General features: G+C 58.4%; 16 protein-coding genes. 9 read left to right on the top strand and 7 right to left on the bottom strand.

The genetic code is table 11. The features are described 5' to 3' along the window. Nucleotides 1–102: 102 nt before the first annotated feature. Nucleotides 103–1,308 carry an aminodeoxychorismate synthase component I gene (locus B8991_RS14335; RefSeq protein WP_084353685.1) on the bottom strand — a complete coding sequence of 402 codons (1,206 nt, stop codon included), beginning with the start codon at nucleotides 1,306–1,308 and terminating at the stop codon, nucleotides 103–105. Next, complete coding sequence (locus B8991_RS14330) at nucleotides 1,295–1,612, bottom strand: Dabb family protein (protein ID WP_084353684.1); 318 nt, start codon at nucleotides 1,610–1,612, stop codon at nucleotides 1,295–1,297. Before B8991_RS14330 ends, B8991_RS14335 begins: the two co-directional genes overlap by 14 nt. Nucleotides 1,613–1,952: 340 nt before the next feature. On the opposite strand from B8991_RS14330, the gene B8991_RS14325 reads away from it, so the two are divergent. Beyond that, complete coding sequence (locus B8991_RS14325; protein WP_084353683.1) at nucleotides 1,953–2,765, top strand: phytanoyl-CoA dioxygenase family protein; 813 nt, start codon at nucleotides 1,953–1,955, stop codon at nucleotides 2,763–2,765. Nucleotides 2,766–2,887: 122 nt separating this feature from the next. Here B8991_RS14325 and B8991_RS14320 read toward each other — a convergent pair whose 3' ends face one another. From B8991_RS14320 to B8991_RS14310, 3 genes are all read right to left on the bottom strand, one after another. Then, the gene (locus tag B8991_RS14320; protein ID WP_084353682.1) at nucleotides 2,888–4,192 is read right to left on the bottom strand and encodes a TRAP transporter large permease; all 1,305 of its coding nucleotides are present in this window, start codon (nucleotides 4,190–4,192) and stop codon (nucleotides 2,888–2,890) included. Next, nucleotides 4,179–4,670, bottom strand: a complete 492-nt coding sequence (locus B8991_RS14315) for a TRAP transporter small permease (protein WP_084353681.1) — start codon at nucleotides 4,668–4,670, stop codon at nucleotides 4,179–4,181. The genes B8991_RS14320 and B8991_RS14315 overlap by 14 nt, the downstream gene beginning before the upstream one ends. A 67-nt stretch (nucleotides 4,671–4,737) precedes the next feature. After that, nucleotides 4,738–5,682, bottom strand: coding sequence for a TRAP transporter substrate-binding protein (locus B8991_RS14310; RefSeq protein ID WP_084353737.1), 945 nt, complete (start codon nucleotides 5,680–5,682; stop codon nucleotides 4,738–4,740). Nucleotides 5,683–6,202: 520 nt separating this feature from the next. Between B8991_RS14310 and B8991_RS14305 the strand changes: the two genes are divergently transcribed. The 4 genes from B8991_RS14305 to B8991_RS14290 all read left to right on the top strand — a co-directional run bounded on the left by B8991_RS14305 (nucleotide 6,203) and on the right by B8991_RS14290 (nucleotide 12,203). After that, on the top strand, nucleotides 6,203–6,886 hold the full coding sequence (locus B8991_RS14305) for a TetR/AcrR family transcriptional regulator (protein ID WP_179141505.1): 684 nt from the start codon (nucleotides 6,203–6,205) through the stop codon (nucleotides 6,884–6,886). A 50-nt stretch (nucleotides 6,887–6,936) separates the two neighbouring features. Next, nucleotides 6,937–7,698, top strand: a complete 762-nt coding sequence (locus B8991_RS14300) for a SpoIIAA family protein (RefSeq protein WP_084353679.1) — start codon at nucleotides 6,937–6,939, stop codon at nucleotides 7,696–7,698. 123 nt (nucleotides 7,699–7,821) lie between these two features. Beyond that, a complete protein-coding gene (locus tag B8991_RS14295; RefSeq protein ID WP_235866639.1) occupies nucleotides 7,822–9,075 on the top strand; it encodes an efflux RND transporter periplasmic adaptor subunit in 1,254 nt (417 codons plus the stop codon). Next, a complete protein-coding gene (locus B8991_RS14290; RefSeq protein ID WP_084353677.1) occupies nucleotides 9,072–12,203 on the top strand; it encodes an efflux RND transporter permease subunit in 3,132 nt (1,043 codons plus the stop codon). Before B8991_RS14295 ends, B8991_RS14290 begins: the two co-directional genes overlap by 4 nt. Nucleotides 12,204–12,848: 645 nt before the next feature. On the opposite strand, the gene B8991_RS14285 is transcribed toward B8991_RS14290, so the two are convergent. Next, nucleotides 12,849–13,154 (bottom strand): DUF1127 domain-containing protein, encoded by a 306-nt coding sequence (locus B8991_RS14285; protein WP_084353676.1) that lies wholly within the window; start codon nucleotides 13,152–13,154, stop codon nucleotides 12,849–12,851. Nucleotides 13,155–13,373: 219 nt separating this feature from the next. On the opposite strand from B8991_RS14285, the gene B8991_RS14280 reads away from it, so the two are divergent. The 4 genes from B8991_RS14280 to B8991_RS14265 all read left to right on the top strand — a co-directional run bounded on the left by B8991_RS14280 (nucleotide 13,374) and on the right by B8991_RS14265 (nucleotide 15,894). Next, the gene (locus B8991_RS14280) at nucleotides 13,374–13,610 is read left to right on the top strand and encodes a hypothetical protein (protein ID WP_084353675.1); all 237 of its coding nucleotides are present in this window, start codon (nucleotides 13,374–13,376) and stop codon (nucleotides 13,608–13,610) included. Between the two features lie 85 nt (nucleotides 13,611–13,695). Then, nucleotides 13,696–14,148 (top strand): GreA/GreB family elongation factor, encoded by a 453-nt coding sequence (locus B8991_RS14275; protein ID WP_084353674.1) that lies wholly within the window; start codon nucleotides 13,696–13,698, stop codon nucleotides 14,146–14,148. Between the two features lie 87 nt (nucleotides 14,149–14,235). Continuing rightward, nucleotides 14,236–14,736 (top strand): nucleoside diphosphate kinase regulator, encoded by a 501-nt coding sequence (rnk, locus tag B8991_RS14270; protein WP_328588510.1) that lies wholly within the window; start codon nucleotides 14,236–14,238, stop codon nucleotides 14,734–14,736. A 234-nt stretch (nucleotides 14,737–14,970) separates the two neighbouring features. Beyond that, the gene (locus tag B8991_RS14265; protein WP_143514613.1) at nucleotides 14,971–15,894 is read left to right on the top strand and encodes a mechanosensitive ion channel family protein; all 924 of its coding nucleotides are present in this window, start codon (nucleotides 14,971–14,973) and stop codon (nucleotides 15,892–15,894) included. Nucleotides 15,895–16,049: 155 nt separating this feature from the next. Here the strand turns inward: B8991_RS14265 and B8991_RS22180 are convergent, their stop codons facing one another. Then, complete coding sequence (locus tag B8991_RS22180) at nucleotides 16,050–16,184, bottom strand: hypothetical protein (protein ID WP_268876745.1); 135 nt, start codon at nucleotides 16,182–16,184, stop codon at nucleotides 16,050–16,052. Between the last annotated feature and the right edge of the window lie 600 nt (nucleotides 16,185–16,784).

Raw genomic sequence — 16,784 nt, 5'->3', positions numbered from 1 at the left:
ACCGAAATATTTCAAGCTGAACCAGTCCGGAAGGGCAGGAAATTCCCGTGGCGTAAGGCGCGGACAGCGCCGATCACATGGTGCCGCAGCGCCAATTCGCACCTAGTCTGCGGCACCCCGGTCAAGATCGGGTGCGGGCAACGCCTTGCCGGTCGCAAAGCGTGCCTTGAGCAAGCATTCCTCATATTCGGCCTGCACTTCGGAATCGTAGACGATGCCGCCGCCGACATTGAACACTGCTTGGCCGGTGTCGTGCAGCGTGAGCGTACGGATCGCCACGTTGAACCGCATGCGGCCGGCTGGCGAGGTATAGCCGATCGCGCCGCAATAAATATCGCGCGGTTGGTCTTCCAGCCCGCGCAGGATCTGCATCGCGCGCAATTTCGGCGCCCCGGTGATCGAACCGCAGGGAAAGAGGGCTGTAATGATGTCGGCAATCGTCACGTCTTGGTTAAGACGCGCCCGGACGCGGCTGACCAGTTGATGCACCGTCGGATAGCTTTCGATGCGAAACAGTTCCGGCACATGCAGCGAGCCAAGCTCGCAGATGCGGGAGATGTCGTTGCGCAGCAGGTCAACGATCATCAGGTTTTCGGCGCGGTTCTTGACGTCCTGTCGCAGCGCCTCGGCAAGGGCCGCGTCTTCCTCGGGGGTAGCACCGCGCCGCATGGTGCCCTTCATCGGGTGCGTTTCGATCCAGCGGTTGTCATCCACCTCGAAGAAAAGCTCAGGCGAGCGCGACAGGATGACCGGGCCACCCAGATCAACCAATGCCGCGTATCGAACCGGCTGACGTTCTGTCATCTCGTTGAAAAGCGCGGCGGCGGAGCCTTGCCAGTCGGCGGTGATCGGGAAAGTCAGGTTCGCCTGATAACAATCGCCTTGGCGCAGGTGTTCATGCACGCGGTTGAACCGGGGGGCATAGTCCTCGAAGGACCACATGGGCCGAAAGTTTGACAATCCAGCCGTGCCATCGTGGCCTTGGCTGACGGGTCGCGCATCCGGCGCGTCGAATACCCCCATCAGCACCAAAGGCACGCCGCGGGTTTCGGGCATCTGGCCGTGCAGCTTTGGGTCCAGCGCAAATCCGGCCTCATAGGACAGATAGCCCGCGCACCATTTGCCATTGGCGCGGGCGCTTTCCATCTTTTCCAGTGCTGCGGGGACGTCCCCGGCACTGTCGGCACGGATCATCTCAACGGGCGCAGTGAAGCACAGCTCCTGTCCCGCGATGTCGTCGCGCAGCAGCACAGATGGTTCGTCCAGCGCGGCCAGACTGTCGCCGGAGGGCGTATCAGGCGTCGTCATCGGGGGTATTGACGGCCTGTGCCATGTCGTAATCCGCGGCCCACCGCATTTCGCGCAGCGGTTTCACGCGCCGGACAGATTCAGCGTAAAACTCATGCGCCTTATAGGCGGTCAGTGCATCATCATCCGCAAATTCACCGTAAACAACCACGTCCACTTCACGGCTTGTCGGCTCTGATTTGCGATTCAGCGCGATTTCCAGTCGCTGAGCGTGGGGAATCCGTTTCAGGATCTGCAATCCCTTCCTGATAGGCTCGATATTGCCGTCATGCTGGGCGGTGAAGAAAACGAAGTGACGGATCATGAGGAAAATTCCGGTCGTTTTGGGGGATGAGTATATACACCCGGAACACGGGCTGCGGAGGCGGTCTGGATGTGCAAGCCGTTCTACAGCCTTGGCGTAGGTTTTCAACCGGAAGAGTAGATGTTCGCCGAAATTCACGGGCCTGCTGAAGTCAAGAGCCATGGCACTCCCGGTGCCGACGTTGACATGGTATTTTCGAAGAGTGCAGAACATATAGTCCGTTGTAAACGTGCCGGGGATTCGGACAGGCGGACGCTCGGACAAATGGCAAACCGACCGACAGCTTCTTCTTCGAGTCCGAAAAAACAACATGTCTTCCAAACTGACAAGGTAACCGAACATGGCGCATCCTCTTCTGACCCAGGATCATATTGACGCTTACGAACGCGACGGTGTTGTTCTTGTGAAAGGACTGTTCAAGGAGCAGTTGGATCAACTGCGCGCCGGTGTGGAACGAAACATGGCCGAACCAGGCCCATATGCCGCCGAGAATCTGAAAGCCGGGGAAGGGGGGCGTTTTTTCGACGACTATTGCAATTGGACTCGTATCCCCGAATTTCAGGACGTGATTCACACATCGCCGGCGGCCGCTGTCGCAGCAGAGCTGATGGGTTCACAGACCGTCCAGATGTTCCACGATCATGTGCTGGTCAAAGAACCCGGCACCTCCAAGCCGACGCCGTGGCATCAGGACAGCCCGTATTATTTCGTCGAAGGGCAGCAAACGGTCAGCTTCTGGTCCCCGCTTGATCCGGTGCGTGAAGCGTCCTTGCGCTGTGTGGCTGGGTCGCATCGCTGGGAAAAACCGGTGCTGCCGACGCGCTGGCTGGCCGAGACGAATTTCTACCCCAATGACGATGATTATATGCAAGTCCCCGATCCGGACGCCGAAGGCATGGACATCCGCGAATATGAGATGGAACCGGGCGATGCCGTGGCGTTCAACTACAAAACCCTGCACGGGGCGCGTGGCAATGACAGCGGCACACGCCGGCGCGCGTTTTCGCTGCGGTTGCTGGGCGATGATGCGCGGTATGTGGAGAGGCCCGGCCCAACATCGCCTCCCTTTCCCGGCCACGATATGAAAGCCGGTCAACGTCTGCGCGAAGACTGGTTTCCAATACTGCTGGATGCCGGGAACACACGGGCCTGAAGCAATGGCACGCGGATTGAAACCCTAACCGGATTGACCTTGGCAAGCGCCGCACACCCGTCCGCAGAAATGGAACCACTTCTATCTGGACAATGGGTGCCGCCCGATCCGGTCATAGGCCCCTATGGCACGAAAGTCGGCATGATCCAGCGTGGCAGTGCCAAGATCAACTCTGGCAGGAGGATGATCAACAGCAGGATCCCGACCATCGGCAACAGGATGACACCAACGTCCCGCAATGCATCGACGACGCGGATGCGCCCGATTGAGGCTGCGATCAGCAAGCACAGCCCGTAAGGCGGCGTGACCAGGCCGAAAGACAGGCTTATGACGCCGATGATGGCGAAATGAATCGGATGCATGCCCACATGCTCTGTCACCGGAAGCAGCACCGTTCCAAGGATGATGATCGCCGGAATGGCGTCGATGAACATGCCGATCAACAGAAAGGCCAGCGCCACCATGATCCCGGTTCCGATCACGCCAAGACCCATGGCGGCGATCTGGTCCACCAGGGCCGCCGGGATCTTGAAATAGGCAAGGCACCAGCCGAATGCCGAAGCCGTGCCAATGCAGAACAGGGTGATCGAGGCGAACCGGGCGCTGTCATAAAGGATGCCCGGCAGTTTGGTAAGCGCGATCGAGCGATAGACGAAAAGGCCGAGGATCAGGGAATAGACAACCGCAACGACCGATGCTTCGGTCGGGGTGAAGAACCCGCCGACAATGCCGCCAACGATGATCAGCGGTGTCATCAGCGCCAGTGAAGCGCCTGCGGCTGCCTTGGCAAGCTCTATCAGGCTTGATCGGTCATGCACGGGATAACCACGTCTTTTGGCGTAGATATAGACAGTAAGCATTTGCGACCCGGCAATCATTATGCCCGGCAAGACGCCAGCAAGGAACAACCCCCCGATAGACACCGACATCAACCCGCCCCAGACGACCATCAGGATCGACGGCGGGATGATCACGCCCATGACGCTGGAACTGGCGGTTATGGCGACAGCGAATGACTTGTCGTAGCCCTCTTTTTCCATTTGCGGGATAAGCAGCGACCCGATGCCTGCCGCATCCGCCGTAGAGCTGCCGGAAATGCCGGCAAACAGCATCGACACGACGACGTTCACATGGCCCAGCCCGCCGGGAAGATGCCCGACCATCGCACGCGCCAGACGGATCAGCCGGTCGGTGATGCCCGAGGAATTCATCAGGTTTGCCGCCAACAGAAAGAACGGCACCGCAAGCAGGATGAACGCATTGTAGCTTTTGAACATTTCGCGCATCAGCAGCACGGGCGTCAGACGCTCGTCGATAAAGAACACCGGCACGACGGCCAGCCCAAGCGCAAAGGCGACGGGCACGCGCAGGAATACCAGGACGGCGAAGGTCCCGAACAGGATCGCCGCAACTTCACCTGGCCCCATGATGTTCTCCTTTGAGGTTTTTCACTTCGTCCCATATCTTTTCTAGGGTGAAGACTGTCCATGTCGCCCCGGCAATCGGCCAGCCGATATAGATCGACAGCATTGGCAACCCGGAAATTTCCGATCTCTGGCGTGATCCCAGAATGCCGAAATCATAGCCCCAATACACGAAGGACAGCGCCATGCAGAGGATCGCCAGATGGACAAACATCCGCGATGCGAACTCTACATATTTCGAGGCGCTTCGTGGCAGGACATCCACATCGAAATGCGTGCCGTCACGCACCGCGATCATCGCGCCGATCATAATGATCCAGACGAAACAGAACCGCGCAATCTCTTCTGTCCAGATAAAGCGTGGGATGATCCCGGTATATCGGCTAAGGATTTGCATGGAGACCGGGATGATCAGCAAAGTCATCAAAATGGTCAGCAAAAGTTTCAGGAAGCGATAATAGCTTTCCAGCACTACGCGCATGGCGCCTCTCAATCACATAAAGTGAAGATGCGGCCCGCAGAGTTTCCGCAGGCCGCTGGTGGTTTGGTTACTTGACCGCTTCGATTGCCATCAACACATCCGTTGCGCCAAGCTCTTCGGCGTAGGCTTTCTTGACCGGGGCAGCCAGTTCCAGCAGCTTGTCGCGCTCCTCGAAGGCATGGGTGGTCAGCAGGCCGGCTTCTTCCATTGCGGCAAGCTTTTCACTGTCCTGGCTGCTTTCGATGTCGCGGCCAAGTTTGCCACCGGCAGCACCCGCAGACATAACGCATTCCTGTTCTTCAGGTGTCAGGCGCTCGAATGTTGCATTTGAAAAGGCAATCGGGCGCACGGTGATGGCATGAGCCGTCAATGCGATATGCGGCCCGACCTCGTAGAACTTCATCTGTTCGATGCCTGCGGCCTCGTTTTCGGCGGCTTCGATCACGCCGGTCTGGATCGCGTTATACACCTCGGCATAGGCGATAACCGAGGGTGCGGCGTGGATGGCCTCGAAGATGCGGGTCTGGATCGGCGCGCCCATGACGCGCATTGGCAGGCCCTCAAGCTCTTCCATGTTCGTGATCGGTCGATTGACGATCAGTTGCCGCGTCCCGCCGCCAGCATAGCCGATCAGGCGGACATTGGCCTTTTCAAGCACATCCTGCGCCAGCGGGGCAAGCGCGTCCTGTTCCATCACCGCGTTCCAGTGATCAAGATCGCGGAACAGGAACGGCATATCCATAAGCGGTGCCTTCTGAGAGAAGGTCGACATATGCGATGGGCTGACGATCGCGTAATCGACAGCGATGCCCTGGCTCATATTCTCGAAATAGTCTTTCTCCAGTCCGAGTTCCGAATTCAAATGTAGTTCAAAGGTCAGCGATCCGCCCGAACATTCACCTGCCCAACGCTCAAATTCGCGCAAGGCCTTGGTGAAGGCGTGGTCTTCGTTGAACTGAACTGCGCCCACCAATTCCGTGGCAAAACCCGGAACCGCAGACAAGGCAAACATACCGCAACCAATGGCTGCGCTTGCAAAGTTTTTCATATTATCCTCCCAAGATTGAAAAACGATACTCTGAAGCTGGTTATACACTCTAGTATGGTAGCAAGATGCTCATGAGTGCAATAGCTGTCGCAAAGATGGACTTTCAAATCGGCGAAACCCCGAGATCGTTGAATTATATTATTTATAAATCAATTACTTAAAAACAAATACGACATTTGCGCATGTGGTGAGCCTTGGGATTTCCAAAGAAGCTGTGGCCCGGGCATGCCAGTGCCACTTATGCGCTGACCACCGAAGTAATGTGGAGGTCAGGTTCAAAAAGCTGTCGTTTCTGCGCCGGTGTGAAGCGATCGATTTTCACCGATATGATTGTCGCCCGTAAGCGTGAGCCAACGCAATAAAAAGGTGGCCTCCTCTTGACGACATGAGTGCCAATCCTACATACCGACCGTCGGTTTGTAGGATTGAAGACGTGGACGCCAGTAGCAAAACAGAGAATTACAAAACGCCAAAGCGCGTCCGCATGGCACCGGATGAACGTCGGGTACACATCCTTGACGCGGCGCAAAAACTGTTTTTTGCCCGAGGTTGGGATGACGTCACAATCGCCGAAGTTCTGTCCGCAGCGGAGATTTCGAAGGGTGGTTTTTATCATCATTTTTCGGCCAAGGAGGATCTGCTTGATGGGGTGGTCGAACGGTTCACGACGCAGGCATTGATGGCAGCGCAAGCCGCAAGGGACGCGACATCCGGCAACGCGCTGCAACGCTTCAATGCGTTTCTTGCTGAATCCAACCGCTGGAAGGCAGAGCAGGGGCGGCAGATGAAGTTTTTCATCGACGTCATGCTGCGCCCCGGCAACGACGTTTTGTTCGACAGAATCACGACAGCGGCAAACGCCGCCGCAATGCCTGTCTTGCTGGAAATGATCGGGCAGGGCGTCGATGAAGGCATCTTTGACATCCCCGATATTGCCCTCGTCGGTGAGACGATCATGGGGCTGTCGCGGGGGCGCCGCATGGTGCTGAAGGAGGCTTTCTACGCCGCCGAACAAGGTGATCTGGACCGGGCAACTGAATGTCTTGATCGCCGGATGGTGGCCGAGGCCGCCCTGATCGACCGAATACTTGGACTGCCTCGCGGTAGCGTCCTGCTCTCCAATCCGACTGAGTATCGCCTCATGCTTCGCGCGATTGTGAACGATTGAGACATTGATCGGGTGCGCGCCCGCTCTTTTTGAACAGAAAAGGAAAGCTCATGCTGAAACTAAGGGAACTGAAGCCCAACGTCTGGGAACTGACGCTGACTGGTGTCCTTGAGAAAGGCGATATCGCGACGATGGAGCGTGAATTGACACCCGCGCTGCAAGGCGATGGACCGCTTGGGTTGATCGTACGTGCAGAGGAATGGAAAGACATCACCGCCGATGCGATGGCCGAGGATGCGAAGTTCGAATTCGGGATGCTGGCCCAGTGGTCGAAAATCGCGAAGATGGCGGTGGTCACCGACCTTCAGGCCGCCGCCGCGCTGCTGAAGTGGATGGACCCGATCCTGCCGATGATCGATATGAAAGCGTTCGGTTCTGCGGATGTGGCGGCGGCCGAGGCGTTCGCCTTTGACTTACCCCTGAAGGAACCGGCGGCTGCGGGGGCGGGCGTAAAGCTTCTGTCTGACGGTGCGGACGGTGTCATCGCCTACGAGATCGACGGGCGGATCACCGCAGAGGATGTCGACAGCGTGCTGACCCCTCTCGAAGCGCATATGAAAGGCGACGAAAAGATCAATCTGCTTGTCCGGTTCAAGGATTTCGACGGTTTTGATCCGGCGATCCTGACAAACGGATCACTTATGGGCACCAAGATGAAAGCCATCACGCATCTAAGACGCTATGCCGTTGTGGGCGCGCCGACATGGATGGCCGCCATGGCGGGCACGGTCGCCGGTATGCTGCCTTTCGAGATGCGGATGTTCGACGGGTCAGAGGATGCGGCGGCATGGGCCTGGGTCCGGGCTGTCTAAGGTATCACACCGCCCGGTTTATCTGGGCGGTCTTTTCAGAAGAAACGCAAAACAGGTTTCGGTATCGGAACCCCTGCCGGGACAATGTCCGGATTTGATGCGTATTATCGAGGACAGAAGACCGTGACCGAGACACAGACCGACGGGCCGAAATCGCTCAGCTTTGAAAACGATAAGGGATCGACCCGGTCCAGATGGGTCGCGGGTGGGCTTGCCATAGCCATCATCGGCTGGATGGGCAGCGGGTATCTACTGCCATCGGACGAACCTGTCCAGACCACGAAAACCTCGGTTACTCCGCGCGTTGTTACGGTTGCGGTGCGTCGCGCAGTTGCCGAACCGGTCGAACAGGTTTTCGTTGCCGAAGGGCAGGCCCTGCCGGACCGCGATACCGCCGTGCGCGCCGAAACATCCGGACAGATCGGCGAAGTTCTGGTGGAGATGGGCGCTGATCTGGAGGCCGGTCAGGTCATCTCCCGGATCAACGTTGCTGCCCGCCAGGCCGATCTGGAACGGGCCGAACAGGAACGCGACCGCGCACAGCGCGAGTTTGACAATGCCTCGGCGCTGGTGGAACGCGGCGTTGCAACTGTCGACCGTGTCGCCCAGGCACAGGTGGCGCTGGCAGCGGCGGAGGCAGGCGTAAGGACTGCTCAAGAGGCGATCGGAGACACTGAAATCCGCGCGCCTTTTGCCGGTCGGCTGGAATCGCTGACCATCAACCCTGGCGAATATGTGTCGATGGGTGCAGATGTGGGCCGCATCGTCGACAACACGCCCCTGACCATTCGCATTCAGATCCCACAACAATCCTTGCGTGACATCAAGGTCGGACAGACCGCCGAAGTCGCGTTCATCACCGGCGAAACCGCGACCGGTGAGGTCCGCTTTGTATCGACAAGCGCCGATGCGGAAACCCGGACGTTCATGGCGCAGATCGAGGTGCCGAATGTCGACGGCGCGATCCCCGCCGGGATCAGCGCGCAACTGCGCATTCCCACAGGCGAGGTGACTGCACATTTTGTGTCGCCGGCGATCCTGTCGTTGGACACCGACGGGACATTGGGAATCAAGACGGTAAACGCCGAAAATGTGGTCGAATTTCACAAGATCGAGATTGTCCGGGCCGAGACAGACGGCATCTGGATTTCGGGGTTGCCGGCTGAGACGCAAATCATTTCCATCGGGCAGGGCTTCGTCAATGATGGCGAAACGGTCGATCCGCAACTTGACGAAAACGAGGCAGAAACCACCGCGCAAAACCCTGTACCCGGTGCCCCGGAAACCAAACCGCAAACCGATGCGGATGGTCAGATCATCAAGTCCAGGCCGGAACCAGACTTGCCCGCAGCCGCCACGAGGGAGTCGAGCCCATGAATACGCTTATCGACGCCGCCTTCAGTCGCGGCCGGGTGGTCGTCATGGCACTGGTCATGGTTCTTTCGGTTGGTGCCTACGCCTATACGGCGATCCCAAAGGAAAGCTCGCCCGAGATTCCGATCCCTATCTTTTATGTGTCCACGGGTCTTGATGGTATTTCACCGCAGGATTCCGAACGCTTGCTGATCGAGCCGCTGGAAACCGAGCTGAGCTCTATCACTGGCCTCAAACAGATGACCAGCAATGCCGGCGAAGGTTATGCCAGCGTGCAACTTGAATTCGAGCCGGGTTTCGATGCCGTCGAGGCGCTCGACAAGGTGAAGGAGGGCGTGGACCGTGCCCAGCCCGATCTGCCGGAGGACGCCTGGGACCCGGTCGTGACCGAGATCAACACGGCCCTTTTCCCGATCCTGACCGTGATCCTATCGGGGCCGGTGCCTGAGCGGACGCTCAACAGCCTGTCCGACGATCTTTCCGACCGGATTGAGGCGCTTCAAGGTGTGCTTGAGGTCGATGTGGGTGGTTCGCGGACCGAATTGCTGGAGGTGCTGATCAACCCCACCGTGTTCGAGACCTACAATATCAGCTTCGAGGAACTGATTGGCCAGATCAACCGAAACAACCGGCTGATCGCGGCGGGGGCCATCGAGAATGGGGCCGGCCGGATCGTGCTGAAAGTGCCCGGACTGATCGAGGGGATCGAAGATGTGATGGCTTTGCCCGTCAAGGTGCGCGGCGATACGGTCGTGACCTTCGGGGATGTGGCCACCATCCGCCGGACCTTCGAGGACCCGACCGGATTCGCCCGCATCGACGGGCAGCCCGCGCTTGCGCTGGAAATCAAGAAGCGGTCCGGGTCGAACATCATCGAGACTGTCGCTGCCGTGCGTGGCCTGATCGAAACCGCGCAGGCAGAGTGGCCCGAGAGTGTGCACATTGATTATATGCAGGACGAGAGCGAGCAGGTAGAAACCATGCTGAGCGATCTGGAGGCAAACGTGATTGCCGCCGTGATCCTTGTGATGATCGTCATCGTCTGGGCGCTTGGTATCCGCTCTGCGTTGCTGGTGGGCCTTGCCATTCCGGGGGCGTTTCTTGCGGGCGTCACGGCCTTGTTTCTGATGGGCTACACGATGAATCTGGTGGTTCTGTTCTCGCTGATCCTCGTGGTCGGGATGCTTGTGGACGGTGCCATCGTGACGACAGAACTGGCGGACCGGCGCTTGCAGGAAGGGGACCAACCCAAGGTTGCCTATGCCTTCGCCGCCAAGCGTATGGCCTGGCCGATCGTCGCGTCCACCGCCACCACGCTTTCGGTGTTCTTTCCGTTGCTGTTCTGGTCCGGCACCGTGGGGGAGTTCATGAAATTCCTGCCGATCACGGTTATTCTGACACTTACCGCTTCGTTGTTCATGGCGCTTGTCTTCATCCCCGTCGTCGGCGGCATCATCGGCAAGAGGCCTCCGCAATCGGCGAAGGACAAGGCGACGCTATACGCCGCTGAAAAGGGGGACCCGCGCGATCTGAAGGGTTTCACCGGTGGCTATGTCCAGTTATTGCAATTCGCCATCCTGCGGCCCTGGGCCACGGTGATCATGGCGATCTCGTTCCTGTTGGCGGGGTTCGGTGCCTATGGCCAGTTTGGCAATGGCATCAGCTTTTTTCCGTCCATCGAGCCCGAATTCGCGCAGGTTCAAGTCCGGGCGCGCGACAATTTCTCGATCTTCGAGAAGGATGCGCTGGTGCGCCGGGTCGAGGAGCGCCTGTTCGCCTATGATGAAATCGCGTCGGTCTATGCACGGTCCGGCGGCAGCAATCAGGATGCGGCCGACCTGATCGGCACGATCCAGATCGAGCTGACCGAATGGGACACGCGTCGCAAGGCGGCCGCAATTGGCGAAGATATTCGCGCCGACATGGCCACGATCCCCGGTATCGACGTTCAGGTGCAAACCGCGTCATCGGGCCCGTCGGCGGGCAAGCCGATCTCGCTTCGGGTCCGTGCAAGTGATCCGCAGGCTCAGGCTGACGCGGTCGAGGCCATCCGCGCGGCCATGACCAGAATTGGCGGCTTTACCGATGTCACGGACACGCGGCCGTTGCCGGGCGTCGAATGGCTCATTTCGGTGAACCGGTCCGAGGCGGCCCGCTTTGGTGCCGACATCTCGACCCTCGGGCAGGCGGTGCAACTGCTGACCCGAGGCATCACCGTGGCGGATTATCGCCCTGAAGATGCCGAGGGGTCCGTCGATATCAATGTGCGCTTTCCGGCCGACGAGCGGACGCTGGAAGAATTGCAATCGCTGCGGGTGCCGACCTCGGCGGGCCTTGTCCCGATTTCGAACTTCGTAACCTTTGAGCCAAGCCCGCGCAGCGGCACCATCACGCGTGTCGATCAACGCCGAGTCATAACGATCGAGGCAAACGTAGCCCCCGCCGTATTGGTCAACGACCAGGTGATCGCCTTGCAAGCGGCCATCGACGGTATGGATATGCCCGCCGGCGTCGAAGCGGCCTTTGCTGGCGAGGCGCAGGACCAGACCGACGCGATGACCTTCCTTGTAGGGGCATTCATAACGGCAATCTTCCTGATGTTCGTGATCCTCGTGCTTCAGTTCAACAACTTCTATCAGGCCTTCGTCGTGATGAGCGCCATCGTGTTCTCGATCGCGGGTGTCCTGTTCGGTCTGATTGTCACGGGCCGCCCCTTCGGCGTGGTCATGGGCGGGATCGGGGTGATCGCGCTTGCCGGGATCGTGGTGAACAACAATATCGTTCTGATCGACACCTATAATGCGCTGAAGAAAACCGGGATGTCACCGCTGGAATCGGCATTGCGCACCGGGGCACAACGACTGCGACCGGTGGTGCTGACCTCGGTCACGACGGCGCTTGGCCTGATGCCGATGGTGATTGGCGTGAACCTGAATTTTTTTACCCGCGAGATTGTCTACGGCGCGCCCTCTACCCAGTGGTGGACCGAACTTTCGTCGGCAATCGCCGGGGGTCTTGTGATAGCAACAGTGCTGACCCTTATCGTCACCCCCGCCATGCTGATGCTGGGCGAAAAGAAAGCGCGCCGGGCATTGCGGACGCCGCGCATTCCGTCTGTAGAAACGGCATAGCTTTGCCGGGAAAAGAAGCAGGAGATTGATGCGCGTTCGGGGCCGCAAATATTCAACGCCCGTCCTGCGTCTTGGGGTCATCAGGTCCCGGCGGCAGCGTTTTTCAGGGACGATACGATTGCGGTGTGGCCGCGTCACTCGCACATGATCCATGTACGAGTGACACCTTTTCATATCAAGGCGGTCGTGGCTATGAGCTGGTGACCAAAACGCGCCGGTCTGTTTTGGGCTGCCCATAATCATATAGCGTGGCCCATGCTGCCGCATAGGCTGCTGTGACTGGCATCGCGAGGTCTAAAGGACCAGGGCGAGAAACCCCCGCATATTGCGGTCTGGCACTCGATACAGCCCGGCGTCGCAGTTTGGCAGGTACTTCTTGGCCACCGTCATCTTCCCAGCGGGCAAAACAACCAGCGCTGGGTGACGTTACCAGAGTCGCTGGATTGGCAGTTTGGCGCGTCTCAGCGACGGGTTCGGGTTTGAACAGGTCAGGGAACAGTTCTTCAAAGTCGGCTTTGCAAATCATCATTTCTTCGGTCCTCTCTGATCGAAACGGGTATCGTGCGGCTGGCGTGCTCGCGTCACCGGGACCGGTGACGCGAGCGTATGAAGTGGCGGGATCACCTCATTTTGCGGAGCACGCTTTTATTTCCCCCTGTGGGATTCGATTGGCGCGGCAAAAGGCACCATGCCGAGTTCACGGTCGTCAAAGCTGTTGACGATGTCACGGATATCACCGCGATAGATCCCGATATCGTGCAGAACCCAGTCATCCATGGCTTCAAGCGTTGCGATCAACTTGTTGCGTTGCCATTGACGAATTGCGGTTCGCGCCCATCGGCCCAACGTGCGACCTGCGGTCTTGGCAGGGTCGCGCGGTGCAGTTGACCGAGACAAAGCTGGAGAAAGGAAGTTTCCCGGCGTCAAGAAAGTTTGCATGTCATTTTCCATGTCGAGAGTGTTGAAACCACGACGATCAACGCCTTACCTGCCGAATAGCCCACGGTTTCCCGTAATTGGGCCAATCGGCGATGGAAGAAGCGTCTTCGTCTTTCGATTTGATCGATGTAAGATCACTGTCCGCCCCGAGGCGCGAGCCGGCACAATAACCGGCCCCGCTCGGGGCTACCCGCGGTTCAGCAGATTTCCCGCGCTAGGCGGGAACCTCATATGAAACATGACCATCAACATGATCTATATCTGGCCCGTCCGACCAAAGTTTTCAAGATCGCCGACCGGGGCCGCGACATCTTGGCCGGAAACCGCTCAATCACTGCTATTTTCGCGTTCTCAATCGCGCATGAGATTGACGCAGGGACCTTGCGTACCTATCTTATTGTCATGTTGGTACATGCAGATCATTTTCGATTTCTCCTGCTGAACCGCCCGTTTCCCCGGGCGGTGTAGACGCGTTCGCGTTTCCTGAACCTTCCGGGGCCTCCTCATAGTCAAAAAATGAACAAGTGGCGACAAGGTCGCCCGAGGGGAAACCATGACCAATATCTGTAACAGTCTTTCATACGACATCCGGAACCAACATGGCCCGAGAGAACGGCAACGCAGGCATCTGGTATTGCCCGAGGCCGATCACGCACAGCTTCAGCGACATCTGGAACAGTGCGAAGGCACGCAGCACCCGGCATGGAGATTGCTTGCATATGTGTTGCGCGACAAGATCATGATGACCGATCCTGTCAGCAAGCTGCATGTGCGCGATCTTGTGACCGGTGGGTGTCGGGTAACCTATTGCGTCAGCAATGCAGAGTCCCAGACGGGGCTGCTGGTCCATCGTGCGAGAGCGGGAGCGGGCAGTGGTGTGATACCGGTGGCGTCTCTGTTGGGGGCCACGTTGATTGGCATGCGGGCCGGACAACGCGCGCCGCTTCTGTGCGAGGACGGGTCAATCATGTCGGTATCGGTCCTCGACGTTATGCCGCCGAACTGACGCTGAACTAAAAAATTAATTACGACTGAGAAGCGGGTGGGCCATGCCATTCGCCCTTTTACCCCATACCTGGAAGGAGGCCGACCGATGTTAGCCGATATGAACGAAACCGTTAAGAAACGCCGTACCCGGACACCGAAAATTGTCATCAATTCCGATGATCTTGCACATATCGAAGCGCTGGCAGAAGGCGCGATGCAGCGCAATCCAACGCTCGCCGATCGCCTGTTGGATGAGATCGCGCGCGCGCGGATCGTTGCGCCGTCCAAGATGCCTGCAAATGTCGTGTCGATCGGTCGCTCTGTGACCTACAGGGATGAAAGCACCGGGCTGGACAAAACCGTGACGCTGGTATTCCCCGAAGACGCCGACATCGCGCGTCAGCGCGTGTCGATTGTGACGCCGATCGGTGTTGCGCTGCTGGGATTGGCCGAGGGAGCTGTTTTTCATTGGGACACGCGGGCAAACCAGCGTCGGATGCTGACGGTGATCCGGGTCGAAGAGCCGTCCGACGGCGATCTTGGGCAACCCCACGATCCCCGTGGCCAAGAGGATGATATCACCCCTGACCAAACTGCGGCGACGTAAGCGTGTCGTCGTGCGAGATTCGGGATGACGGATGCAACTCATTATTCGAAATCCGCGATCTGACTTGCATCCGAACCCGCGCGACCTGCGGAAATGTCACCGAAATACCGCTGCATCGGATCCGGTGCGAAGCATCAACAGTCATGGATTGAGGGCTGCCTCGGCCAGTTGTCCGTCCGTACAGGGCGGGCAACTGCACCGCCCACAGTCGCGTCAAACGAAAGGAGATCGGCAATGAGCGCAAAGCAACATCTTCGTCGGCTTCTATGGCCGACGATCTTGACATTTATCAGCCTTGGGCTGGTCCTGTTTCCATCGCAACTGGCCGGGCTTTTCGGGGATGGCGAAATGCTGCCGCTCGCTGTCACGGCGCTGGCCTATTTTGCGGCGGCCTGGCTTGTCAGCCGGATCGCGGCGATGGCGCTGGATCAGGCGGCGGCACGGCGCAAACCCTATCCACGTCTGCTTAAAGATATGGTGGCGGCACTCCTGTTCCTGATGGCGTTCGTTGCAACGACATCGCTTTACATGGGCAAGGGCGCGTTCGGGGCGCTGGCGGGGTCGGGCCTGATACTGGCGCTGTTGGGTTTTGCGGTTCGAAATGTGGTTGCTGACACCCTGTCGGGCGTCGCGCTTGGCGTGGAGGGTCCGTTCCGCATAGGGGATTGGGTCGATATAGACGGGTTGGCCCGTGGCAAGGTGATCGAGATCGGCTGGCGCACCACGCGTCTGCTGACCCGTGACCGGACCTATATGATCCTGCCCAACAGCCAAATCGCGCGCCAGCGCATCACCAACTATTCCGCGCCAAAACCGGAATATCGCGCGCAGGTCAGTATTACGCTGGATCATAGCATGCCGATTTCTCGGGCGCGCGAGGTGATGCTGGAGGCGCTTCAAGCGGCGGACCTGATCCAGAAGGATCCTGCGCCGGATGTGCGTGTTCTGGCCTATGAGGAAGCAGGGATTACCTATGCCCTGCGCTATTGGCTATCCCGGTTCGACCGCGACATAGACTGTCGCGACGAGGTGTTTACTCGGGTGGACGACGCATTGCGGCGGGCCGGTTCGATCGCCCCTCACCGTCGTATAGAGGTAATCTCGCAGGCGGATGAAACGCTATCGAAGGTGCGTCCGCCCGACCTTCCTTCGGAATAATGCGCGTGGTCAACTCATGCGCGCCAGGGTTGCCTTGCGCCGATACCGGAGTGAATTTCCATTGATGCGCTCGGGCAATGAGGCTGCGTGCAGGTCGGGTGCGGTGACGCGACGGGTCTGCGCAGACTCCTCTACCCACCGGTTTGGAGCGTGGCTCAATCCCGCCCCACATCGAATACTTCAACCACATCGGGTATCACCCATTCCTCGGTGACCGGTCCGCCTTCGAACAGACTGCGGGCCACATCACAGTTTATCCGTTCTTTTCCGGTGGCGAACCATAGGTCCATGGCCCAAGAGCTGTGGCATTGTTGAAAGCACGATGTGAGGAAACGAACCCAACGTCGCTGCACCGGTCCCAGACAACAACATCGTGTCTACCGCTGCGGTTCGAAAGCGCGATCATCTCTTGAAGGGAATTGCTGCTGACATGTTCCATGCCATGGGTTTCACCATAACATGTATGGACTTTGAGGGCGGGATGGACATGACCGAAAATTCGGCTCGCCCGCGCGCAATCCGGATCTTGTCGGACCAGCTTTGGTTTAGGTGTTGGGCTGGCCTGTTCGATTTGCATTTGCGGATGCAAACAGGTCTTCTTAGGCGGGCCACCCCATCATGCGTTCGAATGTAAACAAGGAAAGAACTTGCGTAGCGCAAGTTTTATCTTGTTTAACGCGCGGGTCTGACCGAGCCCAAATTGGTGACTTGCCCACCGTCCAACCATAAAGGTAGAAAAAGATGCGACAAAATAGAATTAGGGAAATCTGGGCTGCTGGTGAAACCGCAGTGAACGGATGGCTGGCCATTCCATCCCCGTATTCCGCTGAAGTGATGGGACATCAGGGGTTCGACGCTGTCACGATCGACATGCAGCATGGCATGATGGG

It is taken from the genome of Primorskyibacter flagellatus (assembly GCF_900176485.1).
GTDB classification, from domain to species: domain Bacteria; phylum Pseudomonadota; class Alphaproteobacteria; order Rhodobacterales; family Rhodobacteraceae; genus Primorskyibacter; species Primorskyibacter flagellatus.
The sequence above is the reverse complement of the archived record's forward strand: the minus strand, read 5'-3'. Positions and strand labels throughout refer to the sequence as shown.

Bases quoted from the DNA above. Each gene is read 5' to 3' on its own strand.
- B8991_RS14320 (WP_084353682.1), bottom strand. From the start codon at position 4,192: ATGGGGCCAGGTGAAGTTGCGGCGATCCTGTTCGGGACCTTCGCCGTC.
- B8991_RS14280 (WP_084353675.1), top strand. From the start codon at position 13,374: ATGAAACATGACCATCAACATGATCTATATCTGGCCCGTCCGACCAAA.
- B8991_RS14335 (WP_084353685.1), bottom strand. From the start codon at position 1,308: ATGACGACGCCTGATACGCCCTCCGGCGACAGTCTGGCCGCGCTGGAC.
- B8991_RS14275 (WP_084353674.1), top strand. From the start codon at position 13,696: ATGACCAATATCTGTAACAGTCTTTCATACGACATCCGGAACCAACAT.
- B8991_RS22180 (WP_268876745.1), bottom strand. From the start codon at position 16,184: ATGGACCTATGGTTCGCCACCGGAAAAGAACGGATAAACTGTGATGTG.
- B8991_RS14300 (WP_084353679.1), top strand. From the start codon at position 6,937: ATGCTGAAACTAAGGGAACTGAAGCCCAACGTCTGGGAACTGACGCTG.
- B8991_RS14330 (WP_084353684.1), bottom strand. From the start codon at position 1,612: ATGATCCGTCACTTCGTTTTCTTCACCGCCCAGCATGACGGCAATATC.
- B8991_RS14285 (WP_084353676.1), bottom strand. From the start codon at position 13,154: ATGGAAAATGACATGCAAACTTTCTTGACGCCGGGAAACTTCCTTTCT.
- B8991_RS14305 (WP_179141505.1), top strand. From the start codon at position 6,203: ATGGCACCGGATGAACGTCGGGTACACATCCTTGACGCGGCGCAAAAA.
- rnk (WP_328588510.1), top strand. From the start codon at position 14,236: ATGTTAGCCGATATGAACGAAACCGTTAAGAAACGCCGTACCCGGACA.
- B8991_RS14315 (WP_084353681.1), bottom strand. From the start codon at position 4,670: ATGCGCGTAGTGCTGGAAAGCTATTATCGCTTCCTGAAACTTTTGCTG.
- B8991_RS14310 (WP_084353737.1), bottom strand. From the start codon at position 5,682: ATGTTTGCCTTGTCTGCGGTTCCGGGTTTTGCCACGGAATTGGTGGGC.
- B8991_RS14325 (WP_084353683.1), top strand. From the start codon at position 1,953: ATGGCGCATCCTCTTCTGACCCAGGATCATATTGACGCTTACGAACGC.
- B8991_RS14265 (WP_143514613.1), top strand. From the start codon at position 14,971: ATGAGCGCAAAGCAACATCTTCGTCGGCTTCTATGGCCGACGATCTTG.
- B8991_RS14290 (WP_084353677.1), top strand. From the start codon at position 9,072: ATGAATACGCTTATCGACGCCGCCTTCAGTCGCGGCCGGGTGGTCGTC.